This window comes from Pseudoduganella sp. R-31, assembly GCF_049913235.1.
Classification (GTDB): Bacteria; Pseudomonadota; Gammaproteobacteria; order Burkholderiales; family Burkholderiaceae_D; genus Rugamonas.
Genome location: NZ_CP183986.1, coordinates 5,345,996 through 5,361,897 on the forward strand (window position 1 = coordinate 5,345,996; position 15,902 = coordinate 5,361,897).

A 15,902-nucleotide genomic window follows, 5' to 3' on the forward strand; every position below is an offset into this window, starting at 1 on the left:
TCTCCTTATCAGTACATCAGTTTGAAATTGACGGCAACGTGACGGCCAGGGCGCGCCTGTCGTTCGATCTCGGCCTGCGTGGCTGCCGTGGTGCCGGCAGCCAGCGTGCGTACGGCTGCGTAGTCCCAGTACTTCTTGTCGCCCAGGTTGTAGATGCCGGCGTTTAGTTCCGCATGTTTGCCAAGCTTCCAGTAGCCGGCCAGGTCGACCACCGTTGCAGCAGGGACAGCGAAATAAGCTGCCGGCTGCGACTGCGCTGCGGCCACCTCGGTCTCCGCCTGCTTGCCACGCGTGTGGAAGGCCGTCAGCGACGCGCCGCCGCGCTTCTGCGGGTCATCCCATGCCAGACTGGCCGTGGTTTTGTAGGGCTGGATCGAGTTCATGCCGGCCTTCTTGCCGGTGCGCTGGTTCTCCAGCGAGCCGCGCGATGCGCCGGACGCCAGCGAGGCGCTGAAGCCTTGCAGCGCGGGCGTCAGCTTGCCGAGCTCCGCGACCGCAGAGAGCTCGCCACCCCAACTGCGCGCATTGCCGATATTCTCCGGCCGGAACAGGCCAAAAGTGATGGTCGGGAAATTGATCGGATCGGCCGGCTGGGCCACGTACTCGATGAAGTCCTTGTAGCGGTTGTAAAAAGTCGATGCGCTCACGGTCAGCCAGCCTGCCGCCCGGCCGCGCATGCCAAGTTCGAAGGCATTGCTGCTTTCCTTGCCCAGGTTCGGGTTGCCCAGTGTCGCGTAGCCATTGCCGGCACCGGTGTAGCTGAACGAGTCATAGGTGCCGGTGCGTTCCGCGGCGGTCGGCATGCGATAGCCACGCGTGAATTTGCCGTACACGTCGAAGTCAGGCGTCACCGCTACCGTCAGGCCGAGGCTCGGCGACAGGTAGCTGTCGCTGTCCTCCTTGATCTCCTTCGCCGCACCCGGTACTGCGATCACATAGCTCTGAAGGTTCTTCGGCTCGAGCTTGCGGTATTCCGCGCGCAAGCCCGGCGTCAGTGTGGCACGCAGGCCACCCAGGGGGAACACGTATTCGCCGCGCACGAAGGCCGACAGCTTCAAGGTGTCCATGTCCGCCATGCGGTTCTTGTTGGTGACCTGATGCGCGCCGGTCGCAAGCACCACGCGGTCCTCGCGCCAGGGGCGGCGCGATTCCTGGTCCTCCACTGTCGCACCAAACGCAAGGCTGTCGCTGCCGAACTGTCGCGTGGCGTTGGCCGCCAGCCCTTTGCTCTTATTGAGGAATGCGGTGTCAATGCTGCGCGCGTAGCGTTGAGAGCCAACGACGTAGGCCGCATTGGTGTGATCCTCCACCCGGGCATCCTGCACGTAGGCACGGCTCTCCACCAGCCACGGGCCTACTGCCAGCTCATGCTCCACGCTGATGCGATTGCGGCGCGTGCGGGACGATTGCATGGCGCCTTGCGGATAAGAGGCGCCCAGCTTGTTGTCGAACGCTCGATCATGTTCGGCGCGGAAGCCGTCAAAGGTGAAACCCAGCTTCTGGCCCGGTGCCAGGCGCCACGCCAGCTTCGCCAGCAGCGCGTCCGAATTCCAGTCGTCCGGATTGGGCGCCACACTGCCTTCGCTTTCTGTCTGTTCGCCGCTGCGGTGCACGGCCACAGCCAGTGCCTGCAAGTCGCCAAATTGCCCCGCACCGGTCAGCGCATGAAGGCGCGCATTGTTGGCGCCATGGTAGCCAGCCTTGTATTCCGCGTACGCCGGCTTGTCGGCGCTGACGTAATCCGACGGCGACTTGGTCACGAACGATACCTTGCCGCCCAGGCCCTCGCTGCCGCTATCGGCCGACGTGCTGCCTGCGCCAATCCGCACTTCGCGAAAAGTCTCTGGGTCAAAGTAATCACGTCCCACGCCGAAGCTGTTCAGCGTCGAACTGTCCGGCCGCGGCGCGGCATCAGGCAGGGCGATGCCATCGAGGTCGAGGCCAATGCGGTTGCCTTCCACGCCACGGATATTGAAGCCGGTATTGCCGGCGCCGTCCCAGATATTCGCCCCACCGCTCAAGGCAGCCGGCACGGTGACCAGCGTTTCGTAGCGGGCAATCTGCGACATGTCGGTCACGCCGCGTTTATCCAGTTCGCGCGCGTCGATGGTCTTGGTTTCTTCAGGCTTGGCGGTGACGAGGATTTCGCCGAGGCGGGTCGTCTCTTGTGCCTGGGCGTGCGCGCCCAAGGCAGCAGCGAGCAACAGCGCAAGGCGCTGTGGCCGCAATACGGATGCATTCATGATGTTCCAGTCGTGAGTCAGTCAAATGCTGGCTCAAGGCTGGCACGGGGAACCTGTATTTTAATGAGAATAATTCTCATTCGCAAGAGCCGTTCCGCCAGGGGCGGAATTTTGGAGTATCCTGAGCGCCTTCTGTTTTTGCCCAGGGAATCCAATGCTGCCTATCCGTCTTTCGACCGCAGTTCTTGCCGCCAGCCTGCTGGCCTCTCCTCTCGCTTTCACCCCGGCCCTGGCAGCACCGGCCGCCAAACAGCAAGCCGGCCAAGCCAGCCACCAACTGGCGCAACTGGCCAATGACTTCCACGTCGCCCGCGCCCACTTCGACCCGCTGCTGTTTGCAACCGCCAACGGCGACCCGCGCTACAACGACCAGATCGGCATGGCGATCTCGCCTTCCGTTCGCGCCAAGCAGTTCGCCACTTATCGCCAGATGCAAAAGCGCCTCGCGAAAATCCCACGCGCGCAACTGGCCAGCCAGGAGCAGATGACACTGGACCTGCTGGCTTACGAACTCGATGCCGCGCTGGCCCTGGCGCCGTTCCCTGAACACCTGCTGCCGCTGAACCACTTCGACAACATCCCCAGCACCCTGGCGAATTACGCCGGCGGCACCGGTTCGCAGCCGCTGGGCACCGTCAAGCAGTACCAGGACTACCTGAGCCGCGTACGCCAACTGGCACCGTGGATCGACCAGGCCATCGCCAATATGCGTGAAGGCATCAAGCAGGGCATCGTGCAGCCTAAGCCGATCACGCAAGCGATGCTGCCGCAAATGGCCGCCCTGCGCAGCGCAACCGCGGAAGCCAGCGTGTACTACTCGCCGATCAAGCGCATGCCCGCTGAGTTCAGCGCCGCCGACAAGGAACGCCTCACGCGCGACTACCGCGCCGCCGTGGAAAAGCTGAACCCAGCGCTGGAACGCCTGGTAAAATTCTTGGAATCGGAATACCTGCCTGCCAGCCGTGACAGTACCGGCTGGAGCGCCCTGCCGAACGGCGCTGCATGGTACAAGGCCCGTATCAACGACAGCACCACCCTGCCGCTCACCCCGCAAGAAGTCCACGACCTCGGCCTGAAAGAAGTCGCCCGCATCAGCGCACAAATGCAAACCCTGATGGGCAAGCTCGGTTACGACGGCCCTGCGCAAGCCTTCCCGCAATGGGTGCGCGACCAGAAACAGTTCAAGCCCTTCACCACCGAAGCGGAAGTACTGGCCGAGTACCGCAAGATCTACGACACGGTGCAAACCAAGCTGCCTGCTTATTTCACCCTGGTGCCGAAATCAAAGCTGGTTGTCGACCTGGAGCCCGAACTGACGCGCGCTACGGCCTCCGACCATTACACCCCGCCTGCGGCCGACGGCTCGCACCCTGGCGTATTCTGGGCCGTGGTCAACGACCCGAAAGACTACAGCCGCACCGGCATGGCCAGCCTGCTGCTCCACGAAGGCGTGCCGGGCCACCACTTCCACGCCGCCCTGTTGAAGGAAATGCCGCTGCCCGACTTCCGCATGTTCAGCACCGAGAACCAGAACAACGCCGCCTACACCGAAGGCTGGGCCCTGTACTCGGAAACCCTGGGCAAGGACTTCGGCCTGTACGAAGACCCGGTCTGGTACTACGGCCACCTGAACGCCGAAATGCTGCGCGCAGTGCGCCTGGTGGTCGACACTGGCATGCACTCCCTGGGCTGGAGCCGCGAAAAAGCCATCGCCTACATGGTGGAGAAACAGGGCGTCTCCGAAACCCGCGCCAAAAACCAGATCGAGCGTTATATGGTCTGGCCAGCGCAAGCCCTGAGCTACAAGATTGGTTCGCTGAAAATCCTGGAACTGCGCGACAAGGCGCAACATGAATTGGGCGCCAAATTCAGCTACCCGGCTTTCCACGCAGTCGTCTTGGGCGAAGGCACCTTGCCGTTGCCCCTGCTGGAGAAACGCGTCAACGCGTGGATCGAGCAAACCAAACGTTGAGATCAGGTATTTGGCTCTCAATTGCTGACCAATACCTGAAATCTCTAAATCCATCCAATTAAGTATTGTTTCAAGCGATGCCCAAAATCTTGGAATCACGCGGACGCCTTGTGGAAACGTGGAAGGACGGCCTTCCAATTATTTGGGCATACGGTCCAGACATGCCAGCGGAGGAGACGCGTCGCGCTATCCCCTGGCTGACCGTCGTACGTTGGGAATATAACGGATGCGAAAACAATGGCATGCCTCCGGCGGAGGAGAACAAACGAATGATGATGCTTGAGTCGGCACTTGGACGTATCGAGCGTCCGCATTTTTGTGTTGAAAGCTATCGCCGGGTCGGTGCTGGGGTGAGGGAATTTGTGTACTACATCGCAGACCGTGACAAATTCCTTGCCGAACTCAATGGCCACGTTGCCGGCGAAGCGCGTTTCCCGATAGAGATCAAATTCTACAAAGACGAAACATGGTCCGAACTACGAGATCTCATCAAAGACTTCAATACTGCCAGCGCCGCGAGCTGAGTACACTGAGAGTTGAGATATCGAGATCGTTAAACCTAACTGGAAGTATTTTATGTTCGAACGGATGAAAAAAAGGTTCAAAAGCAGTCGAAAGCCGAGCCAAGAACGAATGAAGGGCTGAGCAGTTCTCTACCTTTCAGTAATGACGAAGGTCGCGTTCTCGCTGGTGAGTATGCGATGTGGTTTCCGACCCCGGAAGAGAGTCTGTTTTCCAATTCGTCAGCGCTTGGGCAGATAGAAAGGCTGTATCTGGCATGTAGTGGGATTGAAGAGGTCCTGTATGCGGCGATCCTCTGTCGCATTGGAGCGATAGATGGCAAAGTCACACAACTGGCGCTTCCGGAAGACGGTGCTATCTTTCCGGTCTTAAGTACGTTGCACTTGGAAGAGTGTAAGCAGAGCAACGGGGGCGTATCTATTGAACGACAGTCTTCGCCCTATTATTCTGGATTAGATTGGTGGACGATGATGAAGCGAGCTGCGTCTGAGATAGAAGCTCGACATGAGCCACTACTTGGAGTAGGCAAGATTTTGTACCAAAGCCATCAGCTTGAAGGCGAGTCAGCCGGACCAAGCTGCTAACTCACAGCGATCCCTGAGAATGGATGTGGCGGAACCGGCGGTTAAGGCTTCGAATCGGCGGGGGCCGGCCTGGCCTGGTCCTTGCCCAGGATCTGAACGTAGATTTCGTTCTGCTTGATCATGCTTAGCTCGAAGCGGGCACGTTCTTCGACGGCGCCGGTGCCGTCCTTCAGGTCGTTCACTTCAGAGGCCAGCTTGGCATTACGCTGACGCAGGCCTTCGTTTTTTTCCTGCGCCACCGCGACCTCTTTCTCCAGCTCCGCCACGCGTAGCCAGCCGCCCTTCCCCAGCCAAAGCGGGTATTGGATCAGCAAGAGCAACAGGGCAAGGGCTACAGAAATCAGGCGCATTGGGTCAAAACTGAACCGGCCGGGGAGTCCCGGCCGGTGGGATTGCAATTACTTCAGATTATAGAACGCATCGCGGCCTGGGTAGGAAGCGATATCGCCCAGGTCTTCTTCAATGCGCAGCAGCTGGTTGTACTTGGCCATGCGGTCCGAACGGGACATGGAGCCAGTCTTGATCTGCAGCGCGTTGGTGCCGACAGCGATATCGGCGATGGTCGAATCTTCGGTTTCGCCGGAACGGTGCGAGATCACGGCGGTGTAGCCGGCGCGCTTGGCCATTTCAATGGCGGCGAAGGTTTCAGTCAGGGTGCCGATCTGGTTGATCTTGATCAGGATCGAGTTGGCGATGTCCTTCTGGATGCCTTCTTTCAGGATCTTGGTGTTGGTGACGAACAGGTCGTCGCCTACCAGCTGCACTTTCTTGCCCAGGGCCTGGGTCAGGTGTGCCCAGCCGGCCCAGTCGCCTTCGTGCATCGCGTCTTCGATCGAGATGATCGGGTACTTGTCGCACCAGGTGGCCAGCAGGTTGGTGAACTCTTCAGCCGACAGCACCATGCCTTCGCCTTCCAGGTGGTACTTGCCGTCCTTGTAGAACTCGGACGCAGCGCAATCCAGGCCGATGGCGATCTGGGTCCCTGCTTCGTAGCCGGCTTCTTCGATCGCTTGCATGATCAGCTTGATCGCTTCTTCGTGCGAAGCCAGCGAAGGAGCGAAGCCGCCTTCGTCGCCTACGGCGGTGTTCATGCCGTTCTTATGGAGGATCTTCTTCAGGGTGTGGAACACTTCGGCGCCGTAACGCACGGCTTCCTTGAAGGATGGAGCGCCCACCGGGATGATCATGAATTCCTGGATGTCCAGGTTGTTGTCGGCGTGCGCGCCGCCGTTGATCACGTTCATCATCGGCACTGGCATCTGCATTGCGCCCGAGCCGCCGAAGTAGCGGTACAGCGGCAGGCCGGCTTCTTCGGCTGCGGCCTTGGCGACAGCCATCGACACTGCCAGCATGGCGTTTGCGCCCAGGCGGGACTTGTTCTCGGTGCCGTCCAGTTCGATCAGGGTGCGGTCCAGGAAAGCCTGCTCATTGGCGTCCAGGCCCATGATGGCTTCCGAGATCTCGGTATTGATGTTTTCGCAGGCTTTCAGCACGCCCTTGCCGAAGTAGCGCTTGGCATCGCCGTCGCGCAATTCGATTGCTTCGCGCGAACCGGTGGATGCGCCGGACGGCACTGCGGCACGGCCCATGACGCCGGATTCCAGCAGGACGTCGCATTCCACGGTCGGATTGCCGCGCGAATCAATTACTTCGCGGCCGATGATGTCAACGATTGCACTCATGTGTTTTCTCCAAAGTTAAAGCGAATATCGGGGGCAAAATTGTTGCAAGAATAACAGACGGGACTAGAACCGGTAAACCGGTGTCAGACCCACGGGGTCTGACACCTGCATGTCGTAGCCGCTGACTGCGGATTTGATGGTGTCTGACCCTGCGGGTCAGACACCGGTCTACCGGTTTCGAAAAAAAAGCCGCAACAAGTTGCGGCCTTTCCGGGCAAATCTTAGTTGAAGTTGGATTCGAGGAAGCCAGCCTTCTTGGTGACGCGATCCAGTTCGATCAGAACGGACAGCAGTTCTTTCATGCGGCCGAGCGGCACGGCATTTGGGCCGTCCGACAGCGCTTGTGCAGGAACCGGGTGGGTTTCCATGAACAGGCCGGCCACGCCCACTGCCACGGCAGCGCGCGACAGCACAGGCACCATGTCGCGCATGCCGCCCGACGAGCCGCCCTGGCCGCCCGGCAGCTGCACCGAGTGGGTGGCGTCGAACACCACCGGTGCGCCGGTTTCGCGCATGATGGCCAGCGAACGCATGTCCGACACCAGGTTGTTGTAGCCGAAGGAAGCGCCACGCTCGCATGCCATGAAGTTGTCTTCATTCAGACCCTTGGCCTTGGCGGCGGCGCGTGCCTTGTCGATCACGTTCTTCATTTCGTGCGGCGACAGGAACTGGCCCTTCTTGATGTTCACCGGCAGGCCGGATTCGGCGCAGGCGGTGATGAAGTCGGTCTGGCGGCACAGGAAGGCCGGGGTCTGGATCACGTCGACCACGGACGACACGGCGGCGATTTCTTCCACGGTGTGCACGTCGGTCAACACCGGCACTTCCAGCTCGCGCTTCACGTCGCCCAGGATTTCCAGCCCCTTTTCCATGCCCGGACCGCGGTACGAGGTACCGGAGGTGCGGTTGGCCTTGTCGAAGGACGACTTGTAGATGAACGGGATGCCCAGTTCAGCAGTCATTTCCTTCAGCGCGCCGGCGGTGTCGAACGCCATCTGGCGCGACTCGATCACGCAGGTGCCGGCGATCAGGAAGAATGGTTTGTCCAGGCCTACATCGAATCCACACAGCTTCATGCGACGTTCTCCTTGGTTTCGACTGCCTTCAGGGCCGGCTTGCCTGCGGCGGCTTTATGCGCCAGGGCTGCCTTGATGAAGGAGGTGAACAGCGGGTGGCCGTCACGCGGGGTCGATTTGAATTCAGGGTGGTACTGCACGCCCATATACCATGGGTGGGCGTTGGCACCAGTGCGCGGCAGTTCCATGATCTCGCACAGGTTCTCGTTCGGGGTGCGCGCTGCCACCACCAGGCCGGCTTCTTCAACACGGGCCAGGTAATGGTTGTTCGCTTCGTAGCGGTGACGGTGACGCTCGGTCACCACGCTGCCGTAGATCTCGGAGGCCAGGGTGCCCGGCTTCACTTCGCAGGTCTGCGCGCCCAGGCGCATGGTGCCGCCCAGGTCGGAATTGGCGTCGCGCTTTTCGATCTTGCCGTCTTCGTTCTGCCATTCGTCGATCAGGGCCACCAGCGGCTGCTCGGTGTCCGGCTCGAACTCGGTGGAGTTGGCTTTGGTGAAGCCGGCCATATGGCGCGCGTATTCGATCAGCGCTACCTGCATGCCCAGGCAGATGCCCAGGTAAGGCACTTTGGATTCACGGGCGAACTGCGCCGCCTTGATCTTGCCTTCCACGCCGCGCTTGCCGAAGCCGCCCGGCACCAGGATCGCGTCGAACTTGGCCAGCTCGGCGACGCCCTTGGTCTCGATCTCTTCCGAGTCGATGTACTCGATGTTCACGCGAGACTCGGTGTGCAGGCCGGCGTGGCGCAGCGCTTCGGTCAGCGACTTGTAGGATTCGGTCAGTTCGACGTACTTGCCCACCATGCCGATCGACACTTCCGCCTTCGGATTTTCCAGGTTGTGGATCAGCTTTGCCCACATGGACAGGTCGGCCGGCGCCGGGTTCAGGTCCAGCGCCTCGCAGATGATCGCATCCAGGCCCTGGTCGTGCAGCATCTGCGGCACTTTGTAGATGGTGTCCACGTCCCATACCGAGATCACGGCGCGTTCTTCGATGTTCGAGAACAGCGAGATCTTCGCCACTTCGTCTTCCGGAATCTTGCGGTCGGCGCGGCACAGCAGCGCGTTCGGAGAGATACCGATTTCGCGCAGCTTCTGTACCGAGTGCTGGGTAGGCTTGGTTTTCAGTTCGCCTGCCGATGCGATGTACGGCACCAGGGTCAGGTGAACGAAAGCGGAATTCTTGCGGCCGGCGCGCAGCGACAGCTGGCGGGCGGCTTCCAGGAATGGCAGCGATTCGATATCGCCGACGGTGCCGCCGATTTCGCACAGGGCGACATCGTAGCCTTCCGCGCCACGGCGGATGTAATCCTGAATTTCATTGGTGATGTGCGGGATCACCTGCACGGTCTTGCCCAGGTACTCGCCGCGGCGTTCCTTGCGGATCACCGATTCGTAGATCTGGCCGGTGGTGAAGTTGTTCACCTTGCGCATGCGAGTCGAGATGAAACGCTCGTAGTGACCGAGGTCCAGGTCAGTCTCAGCACCATCATCGGTAACGAATACTTCACCGTGCTGCATTGGGCTCATGGTGCCTGGGTCCACGTTGATGTACGGGTCCAGCTTGAGCATGGTGACTTTGAGGCCACGCGATTCGAGGATCGCGGCGAGGGAGGCGGCGGCAATCCCTTTACCAAGGGACGACACAACGCCACCAGTGACGAAGACAAATTTGGTCATTGCGAGATCGGCGCCGGGGAGGCGCGCAGCGGGAAATTGAAATTATAGCCTATTTTGACCCCGAATGCGTGCGGCACCGAACAGACCCTGGCCCCACCGGGAAGCAACAATATCTTTATTTCAACAGGAGGCCACCATGAGTCTGGATCGCGACGAATATGGCAATTATGTCGACACTGGCCACCAGGGTCCGGGTCCCCGCCTGATGGGCGCGGACACCCTGATCGGCGACCATGTCCATAACCTGCAGAATGAACACCTGGGCACGGTCAAGGAGATCATGCTCGACATGCAAACCGGGCATATCGCCTATGTGGTGATGGCGTCCGGCGGCGTGCTGGGCATCGGGGAAAAGCTGTTTGCGGTGCCGTTCGAAGCGCTGTCGCTCGACACCTCCAACCACCGCATGACGCTGAATATCGAGAAGGAGCGCATCGAACAGGCGCCCGGCTTCGATAAGAACCATTGGCCGGACATGGCCAACCAGACCTGGGCGACTGAGCTGCACAACTTCTACGGCACCAGCAGCACGACCAGCGGCCCGAGTCATCTGGACCAGAGCTCCCGCTAAAGCTCCAGCCGCATCGGGACAAACCTGATGCCATGCATTTCCGCCACCGGGCCGGTAGCCGTGAAGCCCAGGTGGCGGTACATGGCTTCGGCAAAGGTCGAGGAATTGACGGTGAAGTTGCCAGGGTTGCCGCGCGCCAGCGCACCGTCGCGCGCTAGCTCCCACAGGCGCTTGCCCACGCCCCGCCCGTGCCACGGCGCCCCTACATAAAGGCTGAACAGGTGCGAGTTATCGCGCACAGCGACCACGCCGGCCAGCACGTCACCGTCGAAAGCCAACTGGTAGCGGTAGTTCTCGTCTTGCAGGTTGCGGCGGATGATATCCGGCGACAGCGATACCAGGAATTCTTCCGCCCCGCTGCCATCGGCTTCAATGGTCAGGTAGGGCTGCAGCGACAGGATCAGCACACTGATCGCCGATGCATCATCGGCCAATGCTGGCCGAATCTCAAACTCCCGGGACAATGTTCTCTCCTTCCACCAGCACGTAGCGGCCGTCACCGAATTTGTAGCGCGCCATTCCGGTGACGTCCTTGCGCTTGCGCACCGCAGTTTCCGGTGCGTTTTCCGGCTTATCCTCCTCGTGTCCGCTAAAGCGCACGACCAGGTCGTCATAAGCCGAGCCTTCGCGCTTTTCGAACTGCCATTTTCCGACGACCGACCAGCAATGCGTCCGGTCCTCTCCGCAGTCGCCGTCATTGTTGGAGAACATTGATACGCCATTATCGGTGAGGTCGTGCATGGAGCCGTCGCTCAAGTCGAAAATGGACAGGGAGCCGATCTCGTTGCCCATCCATACCCCGCCGTGCATCACGATAAATCCGGGTTTCCCCACGCCCAGGGTTACCCACTGGACTTCGTCAAAGCGCCCGCTTGAACCAAGCGCCGCAATGTTTTCATGCCGCGCGTCGACCTGCCACTTGTCGCCATCTTTGCGCAACACGTAGGCGCTGAGCAGACCGGGCGAGCTGTGACCAGTCATCACCTCGCCATCATCGCCCAGCAATTCCGCATTTGCCACGACAACTACCCGCCCCTCCGGCAATTCCTGCATGGCGACCGGTTGCAGCAGGTACTTGCCCGTTTCGTTGCGCTGCTCAGGATCGGGCATATCGACTTCCATATAAGCCACTTGCTCGTTCCGACCGCCGTATACGACGCGCAGCAATTCCATCATACGCAGGACTTTCGGGTCGACCGGCTTTTTCTCCTCCGCCACCACTTGAGAGGCCTGTGCAGGCGCGGGTTCGGGCGCCGCCTGGAGCGCCTCTTTTTTGGCGCAGGCAGCGAGAATCAGCGCTGCGCAGAACAATGCCAGCTTATTCAACATCAGATGCTTCCGCAGGATTTTCGCCGCTGGCGAGGAGCATGCCCTTCTCGCTCAGGGAATAGCGCGCAGTTGATTTGACCTTGCGCTGGTCGCGCGCCCCGAGGGCGGCGATGTATTCTTCATAAGACGGCTCGGCTCCGGCAGCGTTTGCCTGCGCGTCGGCCTTTTGCCTGGCCTCTTCCGAACGTAGTTCGTCTACGCCTGTGAAGGCAATTTCCAGATCCGCAAAGGCCTGCCCCTGCTTCTGCACCAGGCGCCATTCTCCGCTGATATTCCAGCAATGCGGGCGTTCGCCTTCGCAGTCGCCGTCATTGTCCGAGTGGACGAGGATTTGCTTGCTGGCCAGGGTGCGCATGTCTTTCGCTGTCAAGTCGAACAGCGCCAGCGAACTCACGGACTGGCCGCGATTGCCGCTTTGGCCGACGATTGCAAAACCAGGCTTGCCGGGCCCCAGCGTCACCCAAGTCAGTTCTCCGGCAAAACCATTGCTGCCCATGTCGGCGAGCGATTCGTGGCGCCGGGTGACACTCCATTTACCATCGAGCTTGTCCAGCAAGTAGGCGCTGATGGTCGCCTGCAGCGCCATATCGCGCATGCCCGGTTCAGGACTGTCGGGAGGAATTTCGCTGATGACCAAAGCCGCCTTGCCGCCCCCCAGGTCTTTAAAGCCCAGTATCTCGCGGCCGTTGACAAGCGCGGCATCGCCGAACACAGCACGCGACAAGGCTTTCTCAAGATCCTGTTCTTCGTTGGGAGCGGCCGCTGCCAGGTCTTTCGGGGCAGCCGGTTTGGTTTCCGGAATTCGCTGGCAAGCTGCCAGCAGGCATACAGCAAGAAGTGATATCAATTTTCCATTCATGCAAAAATTTTATCACCATCCGCCCACGCACATTGTCATCAAAACTCACTGGAAGTCGCGGCTGGCGGTTGGAAGGCGGCCTAGCAGGTGGGACAAGTCGACCAGGCGCCGCGCAACCAGGTGGCGCACGATGCCTTCCTGCTGCCACACGCCATATACGCCAAGCAGCGAAGAGCCCAGCACTTCGCGCCGGTATTTTTCCACCATATCGGGCCAGACGATCACGTTGACATAGCCGGTTTCGTCCTCGATGGTGACGAACAGCACGCCCTTGGCAGTACCGGGCCGCTGGCGGCCAGTGACGATGCCGGCACCGCGCGCCAGCTGGTTGTTGCTGAAGGTGTTCAGCACCTCGGCCGGCAGGAAGCGCTTGGCCAGCAGCGCCGGGCGCAGCAGCGCCAGCGGATGGCGGCCCAGCGTCAAGCCTTGCGAACGGTAGTCGCCAAGGATTTCTTCGCCTTCGGTTGGCGGCACCAGTTGCGGAGTTTCCTCCTCCACTTCGGTCGGGCGCAGCAAATCCTTGTCCGGCACAGCGCCCGCCGCATCCCACAGCGCCTGGCGGCGATTGCCGGCCAGCGAGCGCAAGGCATTGCCGCCGGCCAGTACTTGCAGGTCGTGGCGATTGAGGTCGGCGCGCCGCGCCAGTTCAGTCACGCTGGCAAAAGGCTTGATCGCGCGCGTTTCTTCGATACGCAGCGCGGCTTCGACGCGCATGCCGCGCAGCAGTGCCATGCCGAGCCGCACCGCTGGCTGCGCCTCCCCTGCCTGCTCTTCCAGCGAAGATTCCCACCCGCTGCAAGTGATGTCGACCGGCCGCACCTCAATGCCATGGCGCTTTGCATCCTGCACCAGTTGCGAAGGCGAATAAAAGCCCATCGGCTGGCTGTTCAGCAGCGCACACAGGAAGGCGGCCGGTTCGTGGCACTTGATCCACGAGCTCACATACGTCAGCCATGCAAAGCTGGCTGCGTGCGATTCGGGGAAGCCGTATTCGCCGAAGCCTTGAATCTGCTGGCAGATCTGCAGGGCAAAGGCTTCGTCATAGCCACGATCCACCATGCCTGACACGATGCGCGTCTGGTATTTTTCCAGGCCGCCCTTGCGCTTCCACGCGGCCATCGAGCGCCGTAACTGATCCGCTTCGCCTGGCGTGAAACCGGCGGCATCGATCACCACCTGCATCACCTGCTCCTGGAAGATCGGAACGCCCAGCGTGCGGCCAAGCGCTTTCTCCAGTCCCGGCGGGTAATCAACCTTTGCCTTGCCCATGCGCCGCTGCAGATAAGGGTGCACCATGCCGCCCTGGATCGGGCCGGGTCGCACGATGGCTACTTCAATCACCAGGTCGTAGAACACTTGCGGTTTCAGGCGCGGCAGCATGCTCATCTGCGCCCGCGATTCGATCTGGAACACGCCAATGGTGTCGGCCTGGCAGATCATCTCGTAGGTCGCGCGGTCTTCGCGCGGCACATCCTGCATGGTGAAAATTTCACCTCGGCGCGCACTGACCAGGTCAAAGGCGCGGCGCAACGCGGACAGCATGCCCAGTGCCAGCACGTCCACTTTCAGCAGGCCCAGTTCTTCCAGGTCGTCCTTGTCCCACTGGATCACGCTACGCTCTTCCATGGCCGCGTTCTCGATCGGCACCAGCCGTGACAGCTTGTCCTGCGAGATGACGAAGCCGCCGACGTGCTGCGACAGGTGACGCGGGAAGCTGAGGAATTGCAGCGCCAGGTGGGCCCATTGGTGCGCCACCGGCGATTCCGGATCCAGCCCGCATTCGGCAAAGCGCTCCATCAGCTCGTGCTTGCGGTCAAACCAACGGTGCGACTTGGCGACCTTCTCGACAATTTCCAGGTCGACGCCGAGCGCCTTGCCGCTGTCGCGCAGCGCGCTCTTGGTGCGATAGCAAATGACTGTCGCGGCCAGCGCAGTGCGGTGACGGCCGTATTTGCGGTAGATGTACTGAATGACCTCTTCCCGCCGCTGGTGCTCGAAGTCGACGTCGATGTCGGGCGGCTCGTCGCGCTCGATCGACATGAAGCGCCCCACCACGCTGTTGCCCAGCGCAGGGTCGACTTCGGTAATTCCCAGGCAGTAGCAGACGGCCGAATTGGCAGCCGAGCCCCGTCCCTGGCACAGGATTTCCTGTGAGCGCGCATAGCGCACAATGTCGTACACCGTGAGGAAAAAGTACTCGTACTTCAGTTGCGCAGCCAGCGCCAGCTCTTCCTCGATCTGGTTTTGCACATTGGCCGGCACGCCGGCCGGATAGCGGCGGTGGGCGCCGATATAGGTTTCCTGGCGCAGGAAGCTGGATGGCGTATGGCCAGGCGGAATCAGCTCGTTCGGATATTCGTAGCGCAGCTCTTCCAGCGAGAACTTGCACATATCGGCAATGCGCATGGTCTCCTCCAGCGCCTCCGCCGGATAGACGTTGGCCAGCCGCAGCCGCGAGCGCAGATGCTGCTCGGCGTTCTGCCCCAGCTCATAACCGCACTCGCTGACCGGCTTGCCGAGCCGCACCGCCGTCAAGGTGTCGTGCAACGGCTTGCGCGAGCGCACATGCATGCACACGTGCCCGGCCGCGACCACCGGCAAGGCATGCTGCAGCGAGACTTCCTCGATCGCCGCGCCGTGCGCCTCGTCGAAGGCGCGGCCCAACATGGTCGTGGCGAGCCAGGTGCGCTCGCCAAAAGTGGCCGCCATCCAGGAAGCCTGCTGGTGCAGGCGCTCCACCTCGGCCGGGTATTCCGGCAGCAGGAGCAGCAGGCAATCCGGCAGGCCGCGCAAATGTTCGCGCTCCGGCGGCGGATTGGCGAAATCGTCCGGATGCAGTTCGTAGCTCCCCTTGTCGGCACGCATGCGGCCAAGGGTGATCATTTCCGAGAGATTGCCGTAGCCATTGCGGTTGGTGGCCAGCGCCAGCAGGGAGAGCGCGCGACTGCCATCGGCATGCGTCAGGTGGAAATGGGCGCCAATCAGCAGCTTCAGGCCGGCCTGCTTGGCCTCGCCATGCGCGCGTACCACGCCGGCCAGCGAACATTCGTCCGTGATGGCCAGCGCGCCATAGCCGAGTTTTACCGCGCGCTCCACCAGCTCTTCAGCATGGGAGGCACCATGCAAGAATGAAAAATTTGTCAGGCAAAACAGCTCCGCATAGGCGGGCAGCCCGGCGCGTGATGACTGTATATCCATACAGTATTCTACACTGACTCCAGCCATCCGTGCCACCCGCCTCGCCGCCGTTTCCCTCACCGTCCCTCCCGGCGGCGCTATGGACTACGTAGGATCCGCAGCCGTGGCGTAGTTGCAACGTAAACTTGTCATTTGTGAACGCTGTACAAATGAAGTTCAGCTAGAATCAAAGGCAATTTTTCCC

The 15,902-nt window shown here is 61.0% G+C and carries 12 protein-coding genes; 3 read left to right on the forward strand and 9 right to left on the reverse strand.

What is annotated here, in order from left to right:
* Positions 1 to 8: 8 nt before the first annotated feature.
* Entirely contained in the window at positions 9 to 2,243 is a 2,235-nt protein-coding gene (locus ACN9MY_RS24310; RefSeq protein WP_426318902.1) for a TonB-dependent receptor domain-containing protein, read from the reverse strand.
* Between the two features lie 154 nt (positions 2,244 to 2,397).
* On the opposite strand from ACN9MY_RS24310, the gene ACN9MY_RS24315 reads away from it, so the two are divergent.
* A complete protein-coding gene (locus ACN9MY_RS24315) occupies positions 2,398 to 4,215 on the forward strand; it encodes a DUF885 domain-containing protein (RefSeq protein ID WP_426318903.1) in 1,818 nt (605 codons plus the stop codon).
* A gap of 161 nt (positions 4,216 to 4,376) precedes the next feature.
* On the forward strand, positions 4,377 to 4,739 hold the full coding sequence (locus tag ACN9MY_RS24320; protein WP_426172287.1) for a DUF695 domain-containing protein: 363 nt from the start codon (positions 4,377 to 4,379) through the stop codon (positions 4,737 to 4,739).
* 623 nt (positions 4,740 to 5,362) lie between these two features.
* Here the strand turns inward: ACN9MY_RS24320 and ftsB are convergent.
* The 4 genes from ftsB to ACN9MY_RS24340 all read right to left on the reverse strand — a co-directional run bounded on the left by ftsB (position 5,363) and on the right by ACN9MY_RS24340 (position 9,761).
* The gene (gene ftsB, locus ACN9MY_RS24325; protein WP_426163550.1) at positions 5,363 to 5,671 is read right to left on the reverse strand and encodes a cell division protein FtsB; all 309 of its coding nucleotides are present in this window, start codon (positions 5,669 to 5,671) and stop codon (positions 5,363 to 5,365) included.
* A 48-nt stretch (positions 5,672 to 5,719) separates the two neighbouring features.
* Complete coding sequence (eno, locus tag ACN9MY_RS24330) at positions 5,720 to 7,003, reverse strand: phosphopyruvate hydratase (RefSeq protein ID WP_426163552.1); 1,284 nt, start codon at positions 7,001 to 7,003, stop codon at positions 5,720 to 5,722.
* 221 nt (positions 7,004 to 7,224) lie between these two features.
* Complete coding sequence (gene kdsA, locus ACN9MY_RS24335; protein ID WP_426163554.1) at positions 7,225 to 8,079, reverse strand: 3-deoxy-8-phosphooctulonate synthase; 855 nt, start codon at positions 8,077 to 8,079, stop codon at positions 7,225 to 7,227.
* The gene (locus ACN9MY_RS24340) at positions 8,076 to 9,761 is read right to left on the reverse strand and encodes a CTP synthase (protein ID WP_426318905.1); all 1,686 of its coding nucleotides are present in this window, start codon (positions 9,759 to 9,761) and stop codon (positions 8,076 to 8,078) included. Before ACN9MY_RS24340 ends, kdsA begins: the two co-directional genes overlap by 4 nt.
* A gap of 136 nt (positions 9,762 to 9,897) precedes the next feature.
* Between ACN9MY_RS24340 and ACN9MY_RS24345 the strand changes: the two genes are divergently transcribed.
* Positions 9,898 to 10,332, forward strand: coding sequence for a PRC-barrel domain-containing protein (locus ACN9MY_RS24345; protein WP_426163558.1), 435 nt, complete (start codon positions 9,898 to 9,900; stop codon positions 10,330 to 10,332).
* Here the strand turns inward: ACN9MY_RS24345 and ACN9MY_RS24350 are convergent.
* From ACN9MY_RS24350 to ACN9MY_RS24365, 4 genes are read right to left on the reverse strand one after another with little or no spacing between them, the layout of a single operon-like run.
* Positions 10,329 to 10,796: a GNAT family N-acetyltransferase gene (locus ACN9MY_RS24350; protein WP_426163560.1), complete on the reverse strand. Its 468-nt coding sequence runs from the start codon at positions 10,794 to 10,796 to the stop codon at positions 10,329 to 10,331. The two genes, ACN9MY_RS24345 and ACN9MY_RS24350, sit on opposite strands and share 4 nt — an antisense overlap.
* Entirely contained in the window at positions 10,780 to 11,661 is an 882-nt protein-coding gene (locus tag ACN9MY_RS24355; RefSeq protein WP_426163562.1) for a hypothetical protein, read from the reverse strand. Before ACN9MY_RS24355 ends, ACN9MY_RS24350 begins: the two co-directional genes overlap by 17 nt.
* Positions 11,651 to 12,520 (reverse strand): hypothetical protein, encoded by an 870-nt coding sequence (locus tag ACN9MY_RS24360; protein ID WP_426336258.1) that lies wholly within the window; start codon positions 12,518 to 12,520, stop codon positions 11,651 to 11,653. The genes ACN9MY_RS24355 and ACN9MY_RS24360 overlap by 11 nt, the downstream gene beginning before the upstream one ends.
* A gap of 45 nt (positions 12,521 to 12,565) precedes the next feature.
* A complete protein-coding gene (locus tag ACN9MY_RS24365) occupies positions 12,566 to 15,718 on the reverse strand; it encodes an error-prone DNA polymerase (protein WP_426336259.1) in 3,153 nt (1,050 codons plus the stop codon).
* Between the last annotated feature and the right edge of the window lie 184 nt (positions 15,719 to 15,902).

What these genes read in the sequence shown, in the direction of transcription:
- ACN9MY_RS24310 (WP_426318902.1), bottom strand. Translation starts at nt 2,243, where the DNA reads ATGAATGCATCCGTATTGCGGCCACAGCGCCTTGCGCTGTTGCTCGCT.
- ACN9MY_RS24315 (WP_426318903.1), top strand. Translation starts at nt 2,398, where the DNA reads ATGCTGCCTATCCGTCTTTCGACCGCAGTTCTTGCCGCCAGCCTGCTG.
- ACN9MY_RS24320 (WP_426172287.1), top strand. Translation starts at nt 4,377, where the DNA reads ATGCCAGCGGAGGAGACGCGTCGCGCTATCCCCTGGCTGACCGTCGTA.
- ftsB (WP_426163550.1), bottom strand. Translation starts at nt 5,671, where the DNA reads ATGCGCCTGATTTCTGTAGCCCTTGCCCTGTTGCTCTTGCTGATCCAA.
- eno (WP_426163552.1), bottom strand. Translation starts at nt 7,003, where the DNA reads ATGAGTGCAATCGTTGACATCATCGGCCGCGAAGTAATTGATTCGCGC.
- kdsA (WP_426163554.1), bottom strand. Translation starts at nt 8,079, where the DNA reads ATGAAGCTGTGTGGATTCGATGTAGGCCTGGACAAACCATTCTTCCTG.
- ACN9MY_RS24340 (WP_426318905.1), bottom strand. Translation starts at nt 9,761, where the DNA reads ATGACCAAATTTGTCTTCGTCACTGGTGGCGTTGTGTCGTCCCTTGGT.
- ACN9MY_RS24345 (WP_426163558.1), top strand. Translation starts at nt 9,898, where the DNA reads ATGAGTCTGGATCGCGACGAATATGGCAATTATGTCGACACTGGCCAC.
- ACN9MY_RS24355 (WP_426163562.1), bottom strand. Translation starts at nt 11,661, where the DNA reads ATGTTGAATAAGCTGGCATTGTTCTGCGCAGCGCTGATTCTCGCTGCC.
- ACN9MY_RS24360 (WP_426336258.1), bottom strand. Translation starts at nt 12,520, where the DNA reads ATGAATGGAAAATTGATATCACTTCTTGCTGTATGCCTGCTGGCAGCT.
- ACN9MY_RS24365 (WP_426336259.1), bottom strand. Translation starts at nt 15,718, where the DNA reads ATGGATATACAGTCATCACGCGCCGGGCTGCCCGCCTATGCGGAGCTG.